Source organism: Streptomyces viridosporus T7A, assembly GCF_008704515.1.
Lineage (GTDB): Bacteria > Actinomycetota > Actinomycetes > Streptomycetales > Streptomycetaceae > Streptomyces > Streptomyces viridosporus.
The window spans coordinates 3,743,999-3,765,532 of record NZ_CP023700.1 but is presented as its reverse complement, the minus strand read 5'-3'; the positions used below and the strand labels follow the sequence as shown (position 1 = coordinate 3,765,532).

Annotated in this window: 15 protein-coding genes; 11 read left to right on the top strand and 4 right to left on the bottom strand. The window is 67.1% G+C overall.

The annotated features are described in order from the left end of the window. The first annotated feature begins 33 nt into the window (after positions 1-33). From CP969_RS17310 to CP969_RS17300, 3 genes are all read left to right on the top strand, one after another. Entirely contained in the window at positions 34-4,539 is a 4,506-nt protein-coding gene (locus CP969_RS17310) for an AAA domain-containing protein (RefSeq protein ID WP_150474942.1), read from the top strand. After that, positions 4,536-5,495, top strand: coding sequence for a hypothetical protein (locus CP969_RS17305; protein ID WP_016825818.1), 960 nt, complete (start codon positions 4,536-4,538; stop codon positions 5,493-5,495). The genes CP969_RS17310 and CP969_RS17305 overlap by 4 nt, the downstream gene beginning before the upstream one ends. Before the next feature lie 425 nt (positions 5,496-5,920). Further along, entirely contained in the window at positions 5,921-6,943 is a 1,023-nt protein-coding gene (locus CP969_RS17300) for an LSm family protein (RefSeq protein WP_016825819.1), read from the top strand. Positions 6,944-6,949: 6 nt separating this feature from the next. On the opposite strand, the gene CP969_RS17295 is transcribed toward CP969_RS17300, so the two are convergent. The 4 genes from CP969_RS17295 to CP969_RS17280 are packed head-to-tail and all read right to left on the bottom strand — an operon-like array spanning position 6,950 to position 10,078. After that, entirely contained in the window at positions 6,950-7,666 is a 717-nt protein-coding gene (locus tag CP969_RS17295) for a hypothetical protein (protein ID WP_016825820.1), read from the bottom strand. 51 nt (positions 7,667-7,717) lie between these two features. Then, on the bottom strand, positions 7,718-8,269 hold the full coding sequence (locus CP969_RS17290) for a 5-formyltetrahydrofolate cyclo-ligase (RefSeq protein WP_078495398.1): 552 nt from the start codon (positions 8,267-8,269) through the stop codon (positions 7,718-7,720). Next, positions 8,256-8,795: a GNAT family N-acetyltransferase gene (locus CP969_RS17285; RefSeq protein WP_016825822.1), complete on the bottom strand. Its 540-nt coding sequence runs from the start codon at positions 8,793-8,795 to the stop codon at positions 8,256-8,258. Before CP969_RS17285 ends, CP969_RS17290 begins: the two co-directional genes overlap by 14 nt. Beyond that, positions 8,792-10,078, bottom strand: a complete 1,287-nt coding sequence (locus tag CP969_RS17280) for an ATP-binding protein (protein ID WP_171817495.1) — start codon at positions 10,076-10,078, stop codon at positions 8,792-8,794. The genes CP969_RS17285 and CP969_RS17280 overlap by 4 nt, the downstream gene beginning before the upstream one ends. A 240-nt stretch (positions 10,079-10,318) precedes the next feature. On the opposite strand from CP969_RS17280, the gene CP969_RS17275 reads away from it, so the two are divergent. From CP969_RS17275 to CP969_RS17240, 8 genes are all read left to right on the top strand, one after another. Further along, complete coding sequence (locus tag CP969_RS17275; protein ID WP_016825824.1) at positions 10,319-10,765, top strand: ATP-binding protein; 447 nt, start codon at positions 10,319-10,321, stop codon at positions 10,763-10,765. 76 nt (positions 10,766-10,841) lie between these two features. Next, positions 10,842-11,030 (top strand): hypothetical protein, encoded by a 189-nt coding sequence (locus CP969_RS17270; RefSeq protein ID WP_016825825.1) that lies wholly within the window; start codon positions 10,842-10,844, stop codon positions 11,028-11,030. A 189-nt stretch (positions 11,031-11,219) separates the two neighbouring features. Beyond that, a complete protein-coding gene (locus CP969_RS17265) occupies positions 11,220-11,399 on the top strand; it encodes an FxLD family lanthipeptide (RefSeq protein WP_016825826.1) in 180 nt (59 codons plus the stop codon). Between the two features lie 216 nt (positions 11,400-11,615). Beyond that, positions 11,616-14,570: a lantibiotic dehydratase gene (locus CP969_RS17260; protein WP_026085105.1), complete on the top strand. Its 2,955-nt coding sequence runs from the start codon at positions 11,616-11,618 to the stop codon at positions 14,568-14,570. Continuing rightward, complete coding sequence (locus CP969_RS17255; protein ID WP_016825828.1) at positions 14,567-15,835, top strand: lanthionine synthetase C family protein; 1,269 nt, start codon at positions 14,567-14,569, stop codon at positions 15,833-15,835. The genes CP969_RS17260 and CP969_RS17255 overlap by 4 nt, the downstream gene beginning before the upstream one ends. Positions 15,836-15,856: 21 nt before the next feature. Beyond that, entirely contained in the window at positions 15,857-17,938 is a 2,082-nt protein-coding gene (gene fxlM, locus CP969_RS17250) for a methyltransferase, FxLD system (protein ID WP_016825829.1), read from the top strand. Positions 17,939-18,025: 87 nt separating this feature from the next. After that, positions 18,026-19,126, top strand: a complete 1,101-nt coding sequence (locus CP969_RS17245; protein ID WP_026085106.1) for a hypothetical protein — start codon at positions 18,026-18,028, stop codon at positions 19,124-19,126. Between the two features lie 141 nt (positions 19,127-19,267). Further along, positions 19,268-21,379, top strand: a complete 2,112-nt coding sequence (locus CP969_RS17240) for a KAP family P-loop NTPase fold protein (protein WP_106431146.1) — start codon at positions 19,268-19,270, stop codon at positions 21,377-21,379. The last annotated feature ends 155 nt before the right edge of the window (positions 21,380-21,534 follow it).

Sequence of the window (21,534 nt, the reverse complement as noted above, 5' to 3'; positions counted from 1 at the left end):
GCGGTCCATCACACGCGCCAGCTAATCGAATACATGCGCGAAATTGTTCGAGGTTCGCACAAGCCGGTGCGGGACTGCCAGAAGTATCCGGAGGTCCTTTGGCTCTCCGACCTCCCGGACGACAGGCTCCGGCGGCACCCGGACGGCGATCGGATGTTGCTCAAGGTGGCACACCGCCCGCTGCGCCCGGCTCCTGTCCTGCCCGAAGTGCTGGTGGGGTGGGTGAACCCCGAGGCTGCCGCCACCGCGACGCTCGAAGTGCCACCGCTGGCCGAGTCGGGGCCAGGTCAGGGCTGGCAGGAAGACGAGAATGGAGACCTGTTCGAGGTCTCTGAGATCCGCAGGGAGGAAGCGCACGACGTGTTGCGCGCCTACACGCGATGGCTCGACACGTGGCGCAAATGGTCGGAAAGAGAGCGAGTCGACCAGCCGTACAGGGAGCTCCATCAACAGCTGTACCGAATGGCGACCAAGATTCAGCAGGACGGCGAGGAATACGAGGTCGTACTGGGTGCCGGATTCCTCACTATCGGAGCAGCGCGTCCGTCAGCGCGTATCGCCCGGCACATTCTGACAGCGCCGCTGATACTCACCGTGAATTCCGCTGATATGTCCATCACCGTCGCTCTCGCATCTGGCGATCCCTCGCGGCTGGAGGACAGCGAGTTCCTTGATGCGGACGAGGGCTACAGCACCCGTCTGCTGAGCCCGCTGCGGGACCGTGTTGACGCGGAAGGATTCCATCCGCTGTCCCGCGACTCCCAGGACGTGCTTGGTGACTGGTCGGAGAGGGCGTTCGGCACCGATCGCGCGGTGGCGTTTCACCGTGGCTGGGGCCGCCCGCCCGTTGACCCTGCACTGCCCCTGCCCACGCTTGGGTTCGCACCGGCGATCATTCTCCGTCAGCGGGGCAAGGGCGCCCTCGTGAACTTCTACGATGGCATCGCGAACCGTCTCGCCCAGCCCGGTGCCATGGCTCCACTGGGTCTGGCTCAGTTGCTGTACCAGCTGGAAGCGGAGGACCGCAGGCTGTGGGGTACGGCGGCGGGGGGCCGCGACGTGCCGCCCGCCCTCGGCCCTGACCCGCTGTTCCCGCTGCTGTCGAACGAGGCTCAGCGGGAGGTGCTGAGGCGCCTGCAGACCGATACCGGCGTCGTTGTTCAGGGACCTCCCGGCACGGGAAAGACGCACACCATCGCTAATCTCGTGTGCGCCTTACTGGCGGACGGCAAGCGGGTGCTCGTGACGAGCGAGAAGGGTCAGGCACTGAAGGTTCTGCGGCAGCAACTGCCCGCCGAGCTTCGTAGCCTGTGCGTCCTCCAGGGTGACCGGCGCCAGGGCGGCAGCGATGAGCTGGAAAGATCCGTGCGCGCTCTCTCCCAGCTCAGTGCCACTCAGTCGACGGAGCGCCTCAGCGCAAGGATCAAGGGCCATGAGGCGCTGCGCTCAGAACTGTCACAGACCCGCGCGCGGCTCCGTGACGAACTCCGCGCCGTTCGTGAGGCGGAGTGGCATGAACACCTCGACGTGGCACCAGGCTATGAGGGGCGGCTCACGGCGATCGTGGAGAAGGTCACTGCTGGCGCGCCGAAGTACGACTGGATGCCCGTCCTGCCCGCCTCGGCACCGCGAGAACCTAAGCTGAGCCAGGACGAGGCCCAGCGCTTGTTGGGTCTGGTGGCCCGGCACGGGGCCGGAGTACTGGACGAGCATGCTGCCCGTTGTCCGGACCCCGCGGACTTTGTTGCACCCGTGCTCTTCGAAGAGGCGGTCAATGCCCTGGACACCGCTCTGCGCGCCTGCGCCGAAGTGTCGTCTGACACGCTCTCCCTGGAACTCGCGAATCAGGGCCGCGACCTGATCGCGACGTTGGTGGAATTGCTGGACGCGGCGGAACATGCACTTCAGAGCGAGGGACTGGCAGGGGAGCCGGCCGCTTGGCCGCCGGACGAATGGACCACTCGTGCCCTGCGGGACGGAATGGCCGGCCAACGACAGCAGTTGTGGGACGGAGTGCGCCGGGCAGCCGCCCGCGCCGAGGAAGTTCAAAGCGTGCTTCAGCACATCCCCTTCGCGGTGCTCGACGTTCCTGAAGTGACGCTTGCCGAGGAATCGCGTCTCATCGCAGCTGGGAGGGACCTCGAGCAGTTCCTGCGTGATGGTGGCAAGCTGCGCAAGCTGGTTCCGAAGGCGGTGCAGAAGGAAGCCCAAGTTCTTCTCCAGGACTGCCTGGTGGACGGGCGGCCGCCCAATACGCCGCACGAGATCTCCGCACTGGTAGCTCACCTGGCGGCACGCCAGTGCGTCAGGCAGCTGAACGAGCGTTGGCAGAGCGTCGGTGCCCCCGCGGCCGTGGGCTTCACGGAGGTGGCTCTTTCTGAGTTGTTGGACCGGGTGCCGACGCTCCGCGCGGTCGATGGGTTCACCCAGTCCGTGCGTGCGCTGCACAACGTTCTGCTCAAGGCCCGGATCAAAGCCACGGTGCGGACGGCGCAGCAATGGGACGACGTCCGCAAGTCGGCGGACGGTGCGGAACGACTCCTCCGCGCCCGCGAGGCGGAGGAGAAGCTGCGGTTCATCGCCGAACAACTACCCCGCACGGATGTTCACGGAGTAGCCGAGCTGGCGGAGGTGCACCGGGCCGTCAACGCGCGTGATCCGAAGGCGTATACGTCCGCGATCAACTTGCTTACCAAGGCGTTCCATCGTGAGGCCGATCGTCGGGAGGCCCGCAAACTTCTGGACAGACTGTCTGAGGATCACCCCGAACTGGCACGGCGCTTTACTCAGTCCCCCACTGATGCGACTTGGGAGACCCGGCTCGTGAACCTGGACGCAGCCTGGGCATGGCGGCGAGCGTGTACTTTCCAGGAATCGATGCTGACCCCTGGCAAGGAGGCCAGGCTGGAAGGGGAACTGGACGCAGTAGAAGCGCAATTGAGGCGCACCGTGACGCAACTGGCGGCCGACAGAGCGCTGTACTACTGCCTGGACCGAATGACAGCCGGGCAGAAGCAAGCGCTGAGCGCCTACGCGTCGGCCACCGCGAACGCCGGCAAGGGAATGACGGCGCTCGGCAAGCGGCATCTGAAAGCTGCCCGTTCAGCGATGCGTGACGCGCGTGCCGCTGTGCCGGCATGGGTCATGCCGATCAAACAGGTAGCTGAAATGGTTGATCCGGACCCCGATGCCTTTGATGTCGTCATCGTGGACGAAGCGAGTCAGGTCGGACTGGACGGGCTGATGCTGCTGTGGCTAGCTCCGAGGATCATCGTCGTTGGTGACGACAAGCAGTGTGTTCCCTTCTATACGGGCGGCAAGCACGAACGGTTCAACGAGCTCCTCGACTCTCTCCTGCCCCACCTCACCGATTGGCAGCGGGACGGGCTGAGTCCCAAGTCCAACCTTTACGACCTTTTGTCCGCGCGCTTCAGCGAGACGATCCGGCTTACTGAGCACTTCCGGTGCATGCCGGAGATCATCAAGTGGTCCTCCGCCCAGTTCTATCCCGACAACGAGCTGGTGCCGCTGCGGCAGTACGGAGCGGACCGGCTGCGGCCCCTCGAAGTCGTCCATGTCCGTGAAGGCCACTGCGAGGGCCGACGAGAGACTCTTGTGAACAGGCCCGAGGCCGAGCGCATCGTCGCCAAGCTGCAGGAACTCGCGGAGGACGAGGCATACGCGAAACGGAGTTTCGGAGTCATCGTGCTTCGTTCCGGACATCAGACAAGGCTCTTGGAGGATCTCATCGACATGCGGATCGATGCCTCGATCCGGGAGCGGCACAACATACGAGTGGGCACGGCCGAACAGTTCCAGGGAGACGAACGGGACGTCATCCTGCTCTCTCTGGTGGTCGACGCTGACAACACGCGAGCCTTGACCGGCCAGGGTGACGGAAGGCGGTTCAACGTGGCCGCCAGCCGCGCCCGGGATCAGATGTGGCTTTTCACCTCAGTTACACCGGACCACCTGCGCAGCAGGGACCTGCGCCACTCACTGCTCACCTACATGCAGGCGCCGCCGGAGCTTCAGGGCACATCTCCTGCCCTTTTCTCCGTTTCATCTGACGAGCGGTGCGAGCCGTTTGACTCCCTGTTCGAGCAGCGGGTCTTCCGCAGGATCAAGGAACGCGGCTATCACGTCGTCCCCCAGTGGAAGGTCAGCGGCAAACGCATTGACCTGGTTGTCGTTGGAGATGCTGGCCGCCTTGCCGTGGAGTGCGACGGCAGCCCGTATCACTCCACCCCTGACCAGATCCGCGACGACTACGAGCGAGAACGAGAACTTTGCCGGGCCGGATGGCAATTCTGGCGCGTACGCAGCAGCGAGTTCGCCCTGTCTCCGGAGGACTCGCTGGCCCCGTTGTGGAAGCGTCTTGACGCTCTGGGCATCTGTCCCGGCGTCACCGAGGAAGCCCAGAGCGACTCGGGCAGCATGTGGGCCCCAGTCGAGATGGACGATGCCGACCTCACCACCGATGACCTCGACGCCATGCCCGATGAGGATGCGTCCGTCTCTCGAAGGAGCCTGAAGTGAACGAGATCTTCGACGACAGCACGCTGACGGAGATTGCCCACCTGATCTGCGGGGACGAGACGCCGCTGCTCTACCGGAAGGGGTTCGAGATTGCTGCCTTCTTCCAGCGGGCTGGCTGGGACGACGTCCCAGAGTACGACGGAACGTCGAGGCACAGGTGGGCCCGGGAACTCCTCAAGGAGCGGCAGGAGGACGGCACGGACGACGTCGAGCGTGCAATCCTGCGCCTGGCGAACCGCCTTGAGTACTACAACCAGCAGCAGGAGTACCACGCCACGCTGAAGCGGCTCAACGAGATACTCGTGCTCGACGGACGGCGGATTGGTGAGGAAAAAGGCCAAGCGGTCCTCATCCACTGCGAAGCCGGATTCGAAGACCAAGTACGGCAGCTGCCGTGTGTCGAGCTGAAGGTCTCGGTGACTGAGGTGGTGAGCGACCCAGAACTCGCCGCCACAGTGCAACTCCGGCTGGATGAGGCACGCACCTGCTACGAGCATGGCGCCTACACCTCGGCCGTCATCATGCTCGGTAGCCTCTTGGAGGGTGTGCTCGCACACGCCGCCCAGGTTCGGGCCGCAGGCGTACGCATGCCGAAGCCGTTGCAGAAAATGGGGCTCAATGACTTCGTGAACTTCGCGTACGAGAACAAGTGGATTGAGCGTGATGCCCACCTGGCCTCGGAGCTTGTCCGGCACTACAGGAATCTCGTCCATCCCCTGGCGGAGAAGCGGACCGGACACAGCCCGAACCGCGACACCCTCGACATGTGCTGGCCGGTGGTGAACGCCACGTTGAACGATCTCGCCGCTACGGCTGCAGAGCCCCCTGCCATGCCTTCTCCGCGGGCACCCGCAGGTCGAGGCCGTGGCCGCAACCCCAACGCCTCCACACAACGGCCAACGCCGGCCTCTGTTCCTCATCGCCGCCCGGGCGGGGGACCAGTGACCCGCACTTGAACAGGGGCGCATCCCAGATTCAGAGGCTGGTGCAGTTCATGACAGGGAGGCGACCGGCGCTGACAGCGCGGTGGCAGCTCGGGCGCGAGGTCGCTCCGCGGGCCTGCTGAACGCGCTGGTCGTATGCGGACACGGCGACAGTGAAGTCGTCCGACTGGCAGTGCCGCCGTGCTGCATGGTGTCGGGCAGGACAGAAGTACGGTCGGCTACAGGCAGGCCGGGGGCACTCAGCGAGAGCGGTTGGGGGACGAATGAGAGTCTGCTTTCTGATCGACGAAGGTTGGAGCTCGCCGGAGGTCGGAACCAGGGGATGGCTCACCATGAGGGAGTCCCTGGTGCGAGCGTTCATGGAATCCGTTCCACGGCATAGGCGCCATGCCCGCTTTTCTACGGGAACTCTCCCACTACGCCGGCTTGCCCAAGAAGTGGGCAGCACCGAAGCTGCCGCAAACAGCGTTCTCGGCGAGCACTGGGCAGTCTGGAGCACCTTCCTTGGGCCGGACCTTGCCAAGCACATCGCGTCATTTGATGTCGCGGGTATGGTCGTGGAATCCCTGACTCCGTCGGACGCTCGCGCCATGCACATCCGGCTAAAAGGCGCCGAATGGTACTTGGGGGCAGTGCAAGTTCGTCCGGAGATTCCGGAGCACTGGGCGGTGTTCCTGAAGAGCATCCCGAGCCGGTTTCGGATCTTCGAAGACTCCCTCTACTTGTTTCATAGAGGGTATGAGTTGGAAGTCGAGGATAACCGAGATTACGTGGAATGCCGCGAGTGGGAAGTTTCTGGCCTCGCCTCCTCCGTTCATTGGGAGGACTCCGGGGCACGGGAGACCATCTTTGATCCGTACGACAACATGCAGCACTTTCGCAGGCTCGGTGAGGCGGACGAACTGCTTCATGGCCAGTTCTCATCCGCGCTGGGTGAAACCCTGATGCGCTGCTCAGACCTGGACCCGAATCTCACTCAACGGCTGCACGCTGCCCTCAAGGCGTTCGAGAGTCACGAGACAGCGGAAGAGCTGGCGCATGTGTCGCTGTCCTGCCGTCGATTCACGGAAAAGCTTGCTGACTGCCTCTATCCTCCGCGTGAAGAGAAGGTCAACGGGCGAAAGGTCGGTCAGGCTGAGTACCGGAACCGCCTGTGGGCGTACATCGCGGAAAACGTCACCTCTGACACCACGCGAGAACTGCTCATCGCGAACGTCGAGGACTTGGGGAAGCGTATCGACAGGCTGGACAGTCTGAGTAACAAGGGCCTTCACTCTGATGTTTCATCCTCAGGCGTGAACCGACTGTTGCTTTCGCTTCTCGTCGCGGCACATGACTTGATCTCGCTGCGCCCGCCCGGCGGAGCTTTCTCGTATAAGCCGTACGAGACCACGATTCGTGTCTTTATGGAGGAGGTGCTGCACCAAGAAGAACGTCCGTCGCAGGATGCCGAGGAATAGAACGGTCTAACTGGTCGTGCGCTCAACCTTGCCAATGGCGGCGTCCTCGCAGCCTGCGATGAATTCTCGGTGCCTGTCCTCGATCCCCTTCGCGCTCTCCCACTCTGAGGGGTCGAGATTTTCGGACCTCTCCAAGGGAAGTTGGTCGAGGGCGATGAGGACCTTCACCTGACAGACGGAGATAGTCTCTTCTACTGGATCCTCGATGCCTTCCTCTTCGGCTACGTCCTGAAGAATGGGCAGCTTATACGTGGCGAAGCTGTATCCCTCGGTGTACGGATCCCCGGCGATGGCCGCGGCCTTATCCCAAATCGAGGGGGTAGCAGGCTCGCTGTTGAGAGCGTCACTACAGCCCTGCTCGTACGCGTCGAGGGCGCCGCCGGGATCCTTCCCGATCTTCTCCTTGAGAGCGTCGTACGCTTCGGTCTCTTCGCTGGTGATAGGGACACTCCCCTGTATGGGAGTGAGGCTGTTGGAGCTATAGAGGCGCTCCCGTTCGTAATCGACACCGTCGCCGCAGGCGCCTATGGCCTCGTCGACGTCCGGCTCTTCGCCGTCGTAGGTGTCCTTGAGGAGATCGCTCCCGTAGTCATATCCAGCGTCGTAGGTGGCTATTTGGGAGCTGCTGCTGGCGCCCGTGCTGTTGCCGCTGCTGCAAGCAGCGAGGCTAATGGCCCCGACGAGTACGGCCGCAGTGCCCGCGGATCTCTTCAAGCTGGTCAACGTGTTCCTTCGTCTCGTGTCCAGGGCCGCACGTCTTTCTGCGTCCACGTGCTACTCACCGCGCTGAGCCCTCGCCGTGAGAGCAGGAATCGCTTCGATCTTCTCCGCCGTGAGGTCGTTCCAGACGAGCCCGTGGGGCCGACGCCGGTTGGGGCACTCGATCACCTCGTCAGACGTCACGATCAGATCGACGCTGAAGTCGTGCTCGGTCTCGGGGATCTCCTCGTCGACCACCTGCAGCTGGTGGACGGGCGCGACGATGACCATCTCCTCGGTGAGGAGCTCCACCTCCAGGTCGGAGTACCCGGCCCCCTTGCCGATGCGCGCGCCGGATCGGTTGACGGCCACGCTGCCGCAGATTACGACGTCGATGGGCCGCATGTCCTCGACCCCCACGCGGCGGGCAATCTGCGCAGCCCCCTTCTTCTCTGCGGCCTGTTCAGCCGGCAGCTCCAGCGTCTCCGGATCGAGCAGGAAGAACGGCTGGAGGCTCGCCATCCTCGGCACGGCCATGTAGAGGAGCTCGCCGTCCTTGAGCGCGCGGATGCGGACTGAACCGCCCCGCCCCAAATGGAGACGTGGGTGCCGGTCAGCGGATGCCACGGATCATCACCGTGAGGACGGGCGAGGCTGGTGATGGCTGGCTCTGCCCGATGTCCTCGTACCCCCACGACTTGTAGAGCGCGTGGACCTTTCCGCCGCCGGCGGCCGGGTTGACCATGAGAGTGACGTACGGCTCGTTCCGGGTGGCGAGGAGGGCGTCGTGGATGCGGCGGGCGGTGCCGGTCTTCCGCCAGGCAGGCCGGACGCCGATTTCCTTCAGGGCCATCGCCGGGCGCTCGGTGTACTTGTCCGCCGGCGCCGGGCTGGTGCGCTGCCAGTACCGGTCACCGTGCTCGATGGTGTTGCCGTAGGCGTAGCCGACCGGATGCCTGTCCGCGTACGCGAGGACGGCCGTGAAGCCCGGCTCTGCGCCATGCCGGTCCAGGCGCTCGCCGAACGCGGTGACCGCATAGTTCGGCAGGTGGAGCAGTGGGGCGCGCACGTCGGCGTACACGTCGAGGAGGTCGCCGCGGACGGCGTCGAGGGCGGTGAAGGTGCGCAGGTCGATGGCGGGCGCGGTGGTCATGCGGCCATCCTCCAGGTGGCGGTGTGCTCGGTCCAGGTCTGGATGGTGGTGCTGCCGGACGCGGTGGCGCGCAGCGCGGCCCCGAACTCTTGGAGCATGCGCGACACGCGGGCGTGTCGGGTGGCGGCGTTGGCGGACACTTCCATCGCGGTGGCCGTGGCGGCGTCGGCTTCGCCTTGTGCGAGCTGGGCGTGTGCGAGCCGGGTCATGGTGATGGCCCGGGACCTGACCATGTGGGGCCGGAGGGCGGACAGGCAGCGGTGGGCGTGGTACTCGGCGGTCGGGTAGTCGCCGAGCGCCAAGTACCCCGTCAGGGCCAAGGAGTCCAGCTCGGCCTGGTCGTAGAAGGCGAGCATCCACACCGGCCGGTGGTCGGCGGGGTCGGCGCGCAGCATGGCGTCCTGGGCCTGCTCGAATGCACGGCGGGTGTCGGCGCGGTCCTGTGCCGCGCCCTGGATGGCTCCCTGCCGGGCCAGGCCGAGGGACGCGAACAGGGGGTCTCGGCGTGTGAGATGGAGGTTGCGGGCGACGTCGTTGGCGGCGAGCGCATCGGCGGGGCGGCCCATGTGGCGGTACATGGTGCCCGCGTGACTCCAGATACGGAACTTGATCGACTGGTCGCCGGACATCTCGGCGAGGGCTTGGGCCTCGCGCATGTGCGTTTTGGCGATGTCGTAGCGGCGGCCGTCGATGGCGGCCCACATTGCGGAGGAGCGGAAGGCCGCTGCGGAGGCGTAGAGGTTGCTGCGTACGCGCTGGGTGGCGCTGCCGGCGTTCTGGAGGTTCAGTGCCTCGTCGGCGAGCGCGGCAGCCCGCTGCTCGATGCCGAGTTGTCCGCCGTGGCGGTGGTCGCTGGCGATGATCTCGGCGAAGCGCTTGTTCAGGCGGTTGACGTCGCTCATGCCGATACGGCGTGGTGATGCGGTGGCGGGCGCGGCTGCAGCTGCGGCGGCAGCCGCCGCGATGCCGCCGACGAGGGTACGGCGCTTCATGTCGGGGTCCTCCTGCTGCGGTGAGGCTGGGGTGGATGAAGGCCGGCCCCGTGGCACGAACCCTAAAGCGATGGCGGGCAGTCCGGTGACATCCTCAAGTGCTTTGCGGGCGGCCGATTTGGGCCACGTGACCCGGCCCGCTTTCCATGCCCGGACCGATGAGCCGTCGAGCCCGCCAGGGTGTCCGGTCAACCGTTCAATGGCCTTGTTCACGGCCTCGGCCAGGCTGTTGGAGCTGTAGCCGTGTTCGGTCATCCACGCCTCAAGAACGGTGTTGCGGGTGGTGTCCATTCGGGCACGGTAGCCCGTGCGCTCCTCGCCCGCCAGGTAAAGGGGAAGTCAAAACGCCCTAGGTTCGGCCGGTGGATGAACTCCTGAACGCCCTAACCGACATGCTGAGAAAGGGAGTTGTCTGAGTGCTGGTCGCCCGTCGCCTCCCACGGTGCGGGCGGCTGTTGACGGCCTGGCTTACCCCTGAAGTGTCCCGAGGGGGTGGTCCGGGCACCGAGACAACACGAAGGCTCCACCCCAATGACGAGTCTGAAAACACCAATTGAGACCGCCCCCGTCGGCCACCCCAAGTACAGCCAGACCTTTCCGTGCGAGCCGTCCACGGCCGAGATCGGCCGGAAGCTCGTCCGGGACGTCCTCGGCGTATGGCACCTCGATGACCTTGCCGACCGAGCCGCACTGGTCATCACGGAGCTGATCGCGAACGCCTCCAGGCACACCCGGTGCTCCGAGATTCGCATCATCGTCAGGCGACCGAGCGCGATACGGGTACATGTCGGGGTCGTGGACCGGGAACCGTCGCGGCTGCCGGCGCTCAGCCGTGCTGATGAGGACGACGAGTCCGGCCGCGGACTGCTCCTCATCGATGCTGTCGCCGACCGCTGGGGCTACGACCTGCAAGGTTCGGGCAGACGCCCATGGGGCAAAGAGGTCTGGGCCGAACTCCGGACAGAGGGCGGTGAGTGAGTATCCCGGCCACGGCACCCTCGCCCCTTCCGGTCGTCGCTGGATTCCGGCCCCGTCAGCAGGAGGACGTTCTCCCATGGAGCGGCCATGGATCACCGGTGATTGCTGGCTCGGCTGCGAGCGCACGGAAGTCCTGGTGATCTGGCTCGGCCCGGTGCAGTGGGACGGGCAGCACGCTCCCTTCTACGCGTGCGAGCCGTGCCTCGATCGCCTCAAGGCCCAGGCGCTCGCCTACTTCATGGAGCGACGACCGGCGTCCGCTTGATCAGCCTCCCGGCACACGACTTCCCGGTGTGAGGCAAGTGGCCCGCGAGGACTTCCTACGTGGGTCACGCCCCCTCGTGCCGGGCGGCCAGGAACCGTCCGGAAGCCGGCCGTCTGGCCTTGCTCTCGTGACGGCGCCTGGTGGGCGTTCCAGCCCAGCAACACATCAACAATTGCGAGGAGTTGAAGCATGACACGCAGCACAGTAGTTCCCAGCCGTACCGAAGTTCGCCCGCAGATCCCGGGGGCATCGGACGGCTTCGACCTCGACGTCTCCCTCGTGGAGATTGCCGACCCGGCGGGCCTGGTCAACCTGACCGACGACAACTGCGGGTCCACCTGCGGCGCCTGCACCACCAACGTCGCATGACCCGGCCCTAGGTCACCCCGGGCTGGTGCCGTCGCGTCCCGGTGCGGCGGCACCAGCCGCCCGTCCCCTCGCCTACGGAGGTAATCGGTGGTTGCTCCGCCTGTAGCGTTCCGAACCGGCTCCACTGCTCTCGTGCGCGCCGTGGCCCGGCCGTCGCTGCCGGTTCCTCCGTGCCCTGACCTCGATGACCGCTCGCCCGGTGGTTCGTCTTCCTGTGTGGTGTGGCTGCGCGCGGTCTGGGCGAACAAGGACGTCGCCGAGGCATTACAACACTCCAGTTCGGTCCTGGCCGCGCAGGTAAGGGCCCTGTGTGCGGCCGAGCATCCTCCCCTGCGGGACGTGCGGCGCGCGGCGCTGTCCGTAGCCCGCTACCTGCTGCGGGCCCAGCACCGGGCGACGCCCTTCGGTCTGTTCGCCGGCGTGGCCACCGCGGAGTTCGGCCCGCAGGCACGTGCAGACTGGGGTGAGGAGCACGTGGCCGTCGGCCGCGCGGGGGCGGAGTGGCTGACCGCAGTGGTCGAACGGTTGGAGTCGTGCCCGGACCTCCTCGAACGGCTGCCCGTCGCCGTCAACAACACCGTGACGAGCCGGGGAGACCGGCTCATCGTGCCGTTCCAGCCCGACGTCCAGGACGACCGGACTCGTGTGGTCGAGGCGTCCCTGGCCCTGACCGAGCCGGTGCGCGCGGTCCTCGCCGCGAGCCGGGCGCCGGTCCGGTTCGAGACGCTTGTGGACAAGCTCCGAGCGGAGTTCCCCGAGGCCGAACCGGAGAAGGCGCGTCGTCTGCTGGCGGAGCTGATCCGGCGGCGGGTGCTGATCACGAGCCTGCACGCACCGAGCACCGAGACCGACGCCCTCGGGTATCTGCTCGACCAACTTGACGCGATCGACGCCGAAAGCCTCGCCCCGGTCGCGGAGACGGTGCGCGAGCTGCACGCGGTCCGGGCGGGTCTGGAGGAGTGCGCCACGCGCGGCGGCCGGGACAACGTCACGGCACGGATGCGTGCCCTCGTTCCTGGCCTGCGCCGCCACCCCGTCGCGCTCGACCTGCGCTTGGACACGCAGATTGTTCTGCCGGAAGCGGTTGCCCGAGAGGTCGAGCGCGCCGCCCTCATCCTCACCCGGGTGAGTACCCGACCGTACGGAACCGCCGCGTGGAACGACTACCACCAGCGGTTCTACGAGCGGTACGGCATCGGCACGATGGTGCCGCTCGTAGAGACCGTGGCGGACAGCGGCACCGGCTATCCCGACGGCTACCCGGGCACTCCGGGCGAGGCGCGTCGGCCTCGTGTCTCCGCTCGGGATGACGCCCTCGTACGGTTGGCGCAGGCCGCTGCACTCGACGGCTGTGACGAGGTGCTCCTCACGGACGAGCTGATCGCGGCCCTGGACGTAGGGCCCGAGGAGCCCCGGATGACGCCGCACCTGGAGGTGGGGGTACGGGTGCACGCGGCCAGCCTTGAGGAGTTGCAACGCGGGCGGTTCCGGCTGGAGATCGTGAGCGTGTCCCGTGGTGCCGGCGTCTCCTCGGGCCGGTTCCTCAGCGTGCTGTCCCCGGGCGACCGCGAGGTGTTGGCCGCAGAGCTGGCCGATCTCCCGGCCGCGGACGGCAACACTGTGCCCGCGCAGCTCTCCTTCCCACCGTTCCTCCCGGAGAGTGCTCACGTCACCCGCGTCCCGCAGGTCCTGCCCACCGTGATCAGCCTCCAGGAACACCGCGCCCCGAAGGAGAACATCCTCACCCCGGGGGATCTGGCCGTGGGGTGCGACGGTCGCCGCATGTACCTGGCCGCTCCGGAACGAGGCCGCCGCGTCGAGGCCGTCGGGGTGAACGCGCTGAACCTGCACACGCACACCCCGCCGTTGGCGCGGTTCCTCATCGAGTTGTCCCGCGCCCAGTGCGCACAGGTCACCGTGTTCGACTGGGGCGCCGCAGCGGCGATGCCGTTCCTACCGCGCCTGCGGTACGGGCGCACCGTACTGGCCCCGGCACGTTGGCGGCTGGAGGCGACCGAGCTGCCCGGCCGCGCTCGCCCTCGGGCCGAGTGGGACTCCGCTCTCACCGACTGGCGGACCCGTCGGCGGCTGCCGCGCCGCATCCACCTCGTTGAGGACGACCGGCGCCTCTTTCTCGACCTCGACGAGGCCGGCCACCGGACGCTCCTCCGCCGGCACCTCGACCGTACGCGCTCGGCCGTGCTCGTCGAGGCCCCGGAACCGGACGCGTACGGCTGGTGCGACGGGCGAGCCCACGAGGTCGTGGTACCCCTCAAGGCGACCCGGCCACCGACGTGGCCGCCCCTGCCCACCCCTACCCGGGCTCGCGCCCTGTCTCCGGCCCAGACGCAGACCCCCGCATCCTCCTCGGTACTGCTCGCCGCCCTGTACGGGAATCCCCGCCGCCAAGACCTTCTGCTCTCCCAATACCTCCCTGGCCTCCTCGAACAGCTCGGCAACCCACCGTGGTGGTTCATCCGCTTTCGCGACCCGGACCAGCACCTTCGCGTGCGCATTGCCCTCCCTGATCCGGGAGCCTTCGCCCGAACGGCTCGTACGGTGAGTGCGTGGGCTGACGGGCTGCGAGGCGCCGGCCTGCTGGCTGATCTGCGCTACCCCACCTCCTACCGGGAGATGGGCCGCTGGGGTTCCAGCGCCGCCTGGGAGGCAGCCGAGGAGGTGTTCCGGGCGGACTCGCGGGCCGTCCTGGCCCAGCTTGCGCAACCACAGCGTCCAGGTCAGCGCACATTAGTGGCGGCCCATACCGTCGCCATCGCCTCCGCGTTCCTCGGGAGCGCCGAAGCCGGGATGCGGTGGCTGATCGACCGCATCCCGCCGACAGCACCCGTGCCCGTGCCACGCCCGCAGTTCACCGAGGCCGTACGGCTCGCCGACCCCCGCGACGACTGGGCGGCACTGCGTGAGGCCCCGGGCGGAGACGCCATCGTGTCGGGATGGGCAGACCGGGATGCGGCGCTTGCCGCGTACCGGCCGCACTTGCCGGGCCCGGACACCCAGGGCATCGCTGTCGACGACATCCTGACCTCCCTCCTGCACGTCCACTTCGTGCGGCACGTCGCGGTGAACTTCCCCGAGGAAGAGGTGTGTCTCCACCTGGCGCGTGCTGCCGCTCTGGCCTGGGCCGCCCGCACCACCGGGAGGCCGTCGTGACCGCCCACCCCGCACTCGACCTGGCCGACACCATCGCCTCCCAGCTTGCCGACCCTGACACTGCGCTTCCCAGCCCCCGGGAACACCGGCAACACCTTGCCTATGGCCCGCCCGGCATCGCGCTCCTTCACATCGAGCGGGCCGCGAACGGCCTCGGATCGTGGCAGCGCGCCCACAGCTGGCTCGCCGCCGCCTCCCGCCAGTCGTTCACCAGCGGCCCCGCCAGCCATCCCTTCTACGGGGTGCCCGCCTTCGCCCACGCCCTGGCCTGCGCCGCCGACCACCTACCCGGCTCCTACCAGCGCGCCCTCGACACGATGGACCGGCAAGTCAAGGCCGACGTCAGACGCCGTCTCGACACTGCACACCGCCGCATCGACACCGGACGCCTGCCGAAGCTCGCCGAGTTCGACACCATCCGGGGCCTCACCGGATACGGCGCCTACCTCCTGCGCCGCGACCCCGGCAGCCCCACGATGCGCGCCGTCCTCGACTACTGCGTGCTCCTTACCGAACCGATCACCCACCACGACGAGACCCTGCCGGGCTGGTGGACGGAGACAGGCCCCTCGGGCAGCCCGGACGACGACCGATTCCCCGGCGGGCACGCCAACAGCGGCATGGCCCACGGCATCGGCGGTGTGCTCGCGCTCCTGGCCCTCGCCGCCCGGAACGGCACCGTCACCGACGGACACCACACGGCACTGCGCACCATCCTGGCGTGGCTGGACCGCTGGCAGCAGGAGACCGGCCGCGGACCGGCCTGGCCGTACTGGGTCACCCGGGGCGAGCTGCGCACCGGACGCCTTACCCCGTCCGCGCCCCGGCGGCCGTCTTGGTGCTACGGCACCGCCGGCCTCGCCCGCGCCCAGCAACTCGCCGCGCTCGCCCTCGGCGACACCGGCCGCCAGATCGACGCCGAGAACGCGCTCGTGGCGGCCCTCACCGATCCCGACCAGCTCAAGGCCACGACGGACAACGGCCTGTGCCACGGCTTCGCCGGCCTTGCCCACGTCGCCGCCCGTACGGCCGACGACGCCCACCCCTCGACCGTAGGCCGACTCCGCGCCGCAATCCCGGCACTTCTGACTGCGGTCCATCCGCCGGACGCCGACCCCGAACTCACCGCCACGACTCTCATTCAGGACGCGAAACGAGGCCCTGGTCTGCTCGATGGCGCCGCCGGCACAGCCCTGGCGCTCCTCGCGTTCAGCACCGCCGTACCGCCCCGGACCTTCTGGGACGCCTGCCTGCTCATCGCCTGATCCACCGACCGAAGGACCCCTATGCTCCCCGATCGCTGGCAGCAGCACAACATCACCTTCGCCGACCGCGAGAGTGCCCGGCACGCCATCGTCGAGCACCTGGGCCCCGCCCTGACCGCGGCCGAGGCCGACGGGCAGCTCACCGGCTGGTGGTTCATGAACAAGCAGCCCTGGCCGCTGCGGTACCTCGCCGAAGAGCCTTCGCCGCTCGTCGAGTCGCTGCTGAGCGATCTCGTCGACGACGGCATAGTCGTGTCGTGGCTGCCCTGCATCTACGAGCCCGAGACCGAAGCATTCGGCGGTTCGCAAGCCATGGACGCCGCCCACGAGCTGTTCCACAGCGACTCCCGCCACCTGCTCACCTACCAGCCGAGCCCGGAGCACCTGGGACGCAAGGAGACTGCCGTCCTGCTGGCGAGCGCCATGATGCGCGGTGCCGGACTCGACTGGTTCGAACAGGGCGACATATGGGCGAAGGTCGCCGCCTTCCGGCCGACCACCAACCCTCTGCCACCGGAACGAGCCGCCGAACTGGCCCCGGCGACGCGGAAGCTCATGACCGCCGACGCCCACGGCCTTTGCCGCCCAGACGGCCCGCTCCACGCACACGAGGAATGGGTGACCGCCTTCGAACGGGCAGGAGTCACGCTCGCCGACCTCGCTGCCCGTGGCGCCCTCACCCGTGGCCTGCGAGCCGTCCTCGCCCATCACGTGATCTTCCACGCCAACCGCGCCGGTCTCCTTCGGGACGACCAGAGCGTCCTGTCCAACATCGCACGAGAGGTAGTCATGGGAACGAGTGACCACACCGCGTCGCCCGTCGAGGCAACGGCCGACGCCGATAGCGTCAACGTGGTGAACCCCGACACGATCGCCATCCCCACGGCGGACGCCGAGCGCCTCCGCAATGCCCTGGTCGACCAGCTCCGCGCGGACGGACACGCCCGCACGAGCGCCGTCGAGGCCGCGCTGCGAACCGTGCCCCGCCACGTGTTCGTGCCCGAAGCGTCACTCGAAGATGCCTACGCCAACGCACCGGTGCACATCAAGTACGACACCGACGGCACGTCCATCTCCTGCGCGTCCCAGCCGGGCGTCGTCGCCCTCATGCTGGACCAGCTCGACGCCCAGCCCGGCCAGCGCATCCTCGAACTCGGCGCCGGCACCGGCTACAACGCCGGCCTGCTCGCCCATCTCGTTGGTGAGAGCGGACACGTGACTACCCTCGACGTCGACGACGACCTCGTGGAGGGCGCCCGCGCGCACCTCGCCGCCGCCGGGATCACCAATGTCGAGGCCGTGGTCCGCGATGGGGCCCTCGGCTACGCCGAAGGAGTGCCGTACGACCGGATCATCGCAACCGTCGGCGCTCACGGCGTACCGCACGCCTGGCTGCAGCAGCTCGCACCCGGCGGTCGGCTCCTCGTCCCCCAGCGTCTCAAGGGCACGGTGTCCCGGTCCATCGCCTACGAACAGCGCGACGGCCGATGGATGTCCCTCAGCAGTGAGATGAACACCTTCATGCCGCTGAGGCGGGGCATCGCCGACGACGACCGCCGAACTATCCCGCTGAGCACGGACGGCACCGTCCGGCTCCAGGCTCCTGCTGACCAGAACTTCGACGCCGACGCCCTTGCCGGTGTTCTGGAGCAGCCGCGCGCCGAGGAGTGGACCGGCATGACGGTCCGCGCCATGGAGTCGCCGGAGTGGATGGAACTGTTCGTCACCTGCTCCCTTCCCTCCGGCCTCATGCGGATGCTGTTCCCTCAGAGCGCCAAGGGCGGCCTGCTTACCGAGGATCCCTACCCCTCGTCGACCGCCGTCGTCGACAAGGGCGCCGTGACCTACCTCGCCCGGCGCCTGTCAGAGGATAAAACCCCGGAGGGCGACAAGCTCTGGGAGTTCGGAGTCATCGGCCATGGTCCAGGCAGTGACGAACTGGCCGCGGAGGTCGCCGACGTCATCCGCACCTGGGACCGTGGCTACCGCGGCCGTGAGGCCACGTTCGAAATCCAGCCCCTCGACGCCCCCGCGACTGAGCAGCGCCCCGGCCTCTTCACTCTCGACACCCCGCTGAACCGCATCATCGTCGACTGGCAGTGATGCACCACATGTAGCGGACGGTGCCCGCCGACCTACGGCTGGCGGGCACCGTCACCTCAGCAGTTCTCACTCACGCCCGGGGGATCCATGGACCCGCACGGACCCACAGCCCAGCGCTTCCCGCTCGTCGCCCGATTTCGGCCCGCCTGCCTGCCGCTGCCCCAGCGTGTGCGTGCGCTCGTCGACCTGGCCGACACCGCGGTGAAGAAGAGCGATCAAGGGCTCGCATCGGCCGTCTACAACCAGGCCGCGCTCATCGCTTCCGATCTCGACCTTCCCGACCTTGCGCGCGAGATGTGCCACCAGCACGCCGCCGCTTACCTGCACTCTTGCCCCCTGCCTGGCATGAGCGCGATCCGGGGGCTGGAACCGGTCGTCAACCTCGCCCGCCTCCAGATCCGCGCCGGCCGCGCAGATGAGGGCCGTCAGCGACTGCTCGACCTGTATGAGGCCGTCGAGTCGGGCACGGCTGCTCGGTTCGACGGCATTGCGGTACCGGCGGACCTCACTGTGACCGACGAGGACCGCCACGAGGTCCGCGCGTGGCTGTGGCGCGTGCTGCTCGCCGACGGCACGCGCACGCTCACCACCGAGGGACGCTGGGCCGAGGCCAAAGCACACATCGAAGCTCACCGAGGCGTAGGCAAACGGATGTTCGACGGGCGCCAAGTCGCCGTACTCGCCGCCCTCGTCGCGGGTGACACGACAGGGGCCGCTGTCCTCCTCGCCGACACGATGCCTGGCGATCCATGGGAACAGGCCGTCACGGCATGCCTGAGCGCCCTGTGCCGCCACGGCGCCGGGCAGGCGGTCGACGACCACCTGGCGGACCTGGCAGCCGCCTATCTTGAGCAGCAGGCCGAACCTGGGATGACCGTCTTCGACATCCGGCTCGGCCTTATCGCCCTCGACGTGATTGGTTCCGCCGAGGTGCCCGCCGCGCATCGCATCGTCGAGGAGCTCCACCGCAGGACGACGGATGCCGAAGACGGCTATGCGGCCCGCGAGAACCTGGCGCACCCTTTGTTCACCGCGACCGCCACGGACCGGCAAGTACAGGACTGCCGCGCTCTGGTGAGTTCCTGCGCCCTCGGGAACGGAGCCATTCCAGATGAGCAGCGAGGAGAGCTGACGGCTGCTTTGCGCGCCAGCGACAGTGTGATCCGGGAAAGCCTCGCAAGCCCCTGAGCCGCTGGCCCCAGCCGAGCCACCCAATCCTCCCTCTCGAACGGGCAGCGTTGAATGACCCCCTATCGCCGTCCGACAACCGTCTCGGTGTCAGTGGGCGGCACTAAGCTCGCTCTCCACAGTGACCAAGGGCGGGTGGGCATGGACGACGGCGCTTCGATCAACGTAAGCAGTCTCCTCAATGGGGACGACCCTATTGAGGACGCCAGCGAAGACTTGCTGCAGCGTGCCGGCCTCGCGGACGCGTTCGCGGCAGAGATCCGCAGGACCTCCGCGAAGCACGGCGCGGTTGTCGCGCTTACGGGAAAATGGGGCTCGGGCAAGACTTCCCTGCTGAACCTCACCTCTAGCGCTCTGGAAGCGGCCGACGACGTCCAAGTCGTCAAGTTCAACCCGTGGTTCTTCTCCGGCACCGACCAGCTCATGCGGTTCTTCTTCGACGAACTTGCCGGACAACTGCGGGACGGACGCGGGCTTAAGGACAAGCTCAAGAGCGCGGGCCGTACAGTCGCCGAGCGCCTGGGCAAGTACTCGTCCGCCCTGTCGCCGCTGAAGTTTATCCCTGGTGCTGGCGCCGTCCTGGGAGGCGCAAGTGCCGTCGCTGAGGGCGCGTCCAAGCTCTTGGGCGAGGAGCAGGAGACCATCCACCAGCAGAGGGTGGAGCTTACTAAGCTCCTCGCGGACCTGCCGGGGCGGATTGTGGTATTCATCGACGACATTGACCGCCTGTCACAGCAGGAGATCCGAGATCTCTTCCGGCTGGTGCGCCTGACAGGATCATTCCCGAACATCGTCTACGTCCTGTGCTTCGACCGCAGCGTTGTGGAGACGGCGCTGACGGACGGGACTGTCGAGGGATCCGCCTACCTCGAGAAGATCGTGAAGATCTCGATGGACGTGCCTCCCCTCCCCACTCAGGCGCTCTCACCGGTCATCGCCCGGGGACTGGTCGAGGCGCTCGATGGGATTAACACCGGACCGCTCGACGAAGCGCGGTGGCCGGATGTGTTCGTGCAGCTCATTCTCCCCATGTTCTCCACTATCCGGGATGTGAAGCGGTACCTGGCGTCCGTGCCCCTGACCGTTCGCAGCCTGCGCGCGGAAGTGAGTCTGGTCGATGTCCTGGCGCTCGAGGCGCTTCGTGTCCGGTACCCCGCAGCGCACGACCTGCTGCCGGCCGCCGTGGACGTGCTCACAGGTACCACCTCGGTCTACCAGCGAAACAGGGAGCAGACACCGCACGATAATGCCTTCGTGGAGGACTTCACCCGTCTCTTGGACGGCCACGCCAAGTCGGTTATCCGCATACTGTTCCCTGCTGCCGAAAGGCTCTTCGGCGGGAGCACTTACGGCTCTGATTGGGTCTCGACCTGGGAGCGGGAGCGACGCGTGGCCTGTCGCAAGGTGCTGGACTTCTACCTCCACCGGCAGCTTCCCGCCGGACGGGCACCTATTTGGTGCGTCGATCATGTTGTGGACAGGATCGGCGACGAGACCGCACTCACCGAGGCGCTGGACCAGGTGCCGGAACCCTTGCTGGACGACGTCCTCAAACGTCTTGTCCCCTATCTTCGCGACGTGCCCGAGAATCAGGTGCTGCCCACGGCTACGGCGCTGATGCGTCAGTTGCCGCGCGTCCGGCTGGGGTCCTCCGGGATGTATTCCGCCGGCGGCGAGTGGGCTGTCCTGAGCCCGGTGAACGCTCTGCTCCGCACGCTCAGCGGAGACGCGGTCGACCGTACCGTCAGTAGTCTCTTCCACCGCATCGCGAGCCTCTACGGAAGGGTCCTTCTGCTCGACATCACCGCGGGCGGTTCGAATGAACAGGGGTTGATCTCAGAGGAAACCGCGCGCTCCCTGAGGCAGCAACTCTGCTCTCACCTTCGCGCGGCTCGCCCCGAGGACCTTGCCGGCGAAAGGATGCTGCTGCGGACGGTCGTCGTGGTGACAGCCGACACAGACGATCCTTCATCCCTTGAGTCGCTTACCGATGCCCGGGTCGTCACGCGCCTGCTCGAGAGCGCAATGTCGCCTGTGCACAGCCAGACGATGGGCAGCGTAGCGGTGAGGACCCAAAAGCGGCTCTTCTGGGACTCGTTGGTGAACGTCTTTGGTGGGGAGGCAGGTCTGGCTGAAGCCGTTGCATCCCTGCGCCAATCCCTCGACGACGGGACGGTCGAGTCAAATGAGGAACTGACAGCCGCTCTAGCTCTGTACGAGAAGTACTCGGCAGGATGGCGTCCTCGGTTCTGACCATGCGCCGTGCTGTGTGCACCGTGATCGCTCAGAGTGACACGTCTCTGAGCCAAGGAAGTCCCGAGACTGCCCGTCGCGGATGGCAAGCGGGACCGTGGGTATTACGCCCGGGCTTTTCACAGAGATTCTGGCGTGGTGGGTCTCAGCGCTAT

Coding starts and splice junctions, on each gene's coding strand:
- CP969_RS17310 (WP_150474942.1), top strand. CDS start 34: ATGCGCGAAATTGTTCGAGGTTCGCACAAGCCGGTGCGGGACTGCCAG.
- CP969_RS17285 (WP_016825822.1), bottom strand. CDS start 8,795: ATGACCACCGCGCCCGCCATCGACCTGCGCACCTTCACCGCCCTCGAC.
- CP969_RS17280 (WP_171817495.1), bottom strand. CDS start 10,078: ATGGACACCACCCGCAACACCGTTCTTGAGGCGTGGATGACCGAACAC.
- CP969_RS17275 (WP_016825824.1), top strand. CDS start 10,319: ATGACGAGTCTGAAAACACCAATTGAGACCGCCCCCGTCGGCCACCCC.
- CP969_RS17270 (WP_016825825.1), top strand. CDS start 10,842: ATGGAGCGGCCATGGATCACCGGTGATTGCTGGCTCGGCTGCGAGCGC.
- CP969_RS17265 (WP_016825826.1), top strand. CDS start 11,220: ATGACACGCAGCACAGTAGTTCCCAGCCGTACCGAAGTTCGCCCGCAG.
- fxlM (WP_016825829.1), top strand. CDS start 15,857: ATGCTCCCCGATCGCTGGCAGCAGCACAACATCACCTTCGCCGACCGC.
- CP969_RS17245 (WP_026085106.1), top strand. CDS start 18,026: ATGGACCCGCACGGACCCACAGCCCAGCGCTTCCCGCTCGTCGCCCGA.
- CP969_RS17240 (WP_106431146.1), top strand. CDS start 19,268: ATGGACGACGGCGCTTCGATCAACGTAAGCAGTCTCCTCAATGGGGAC.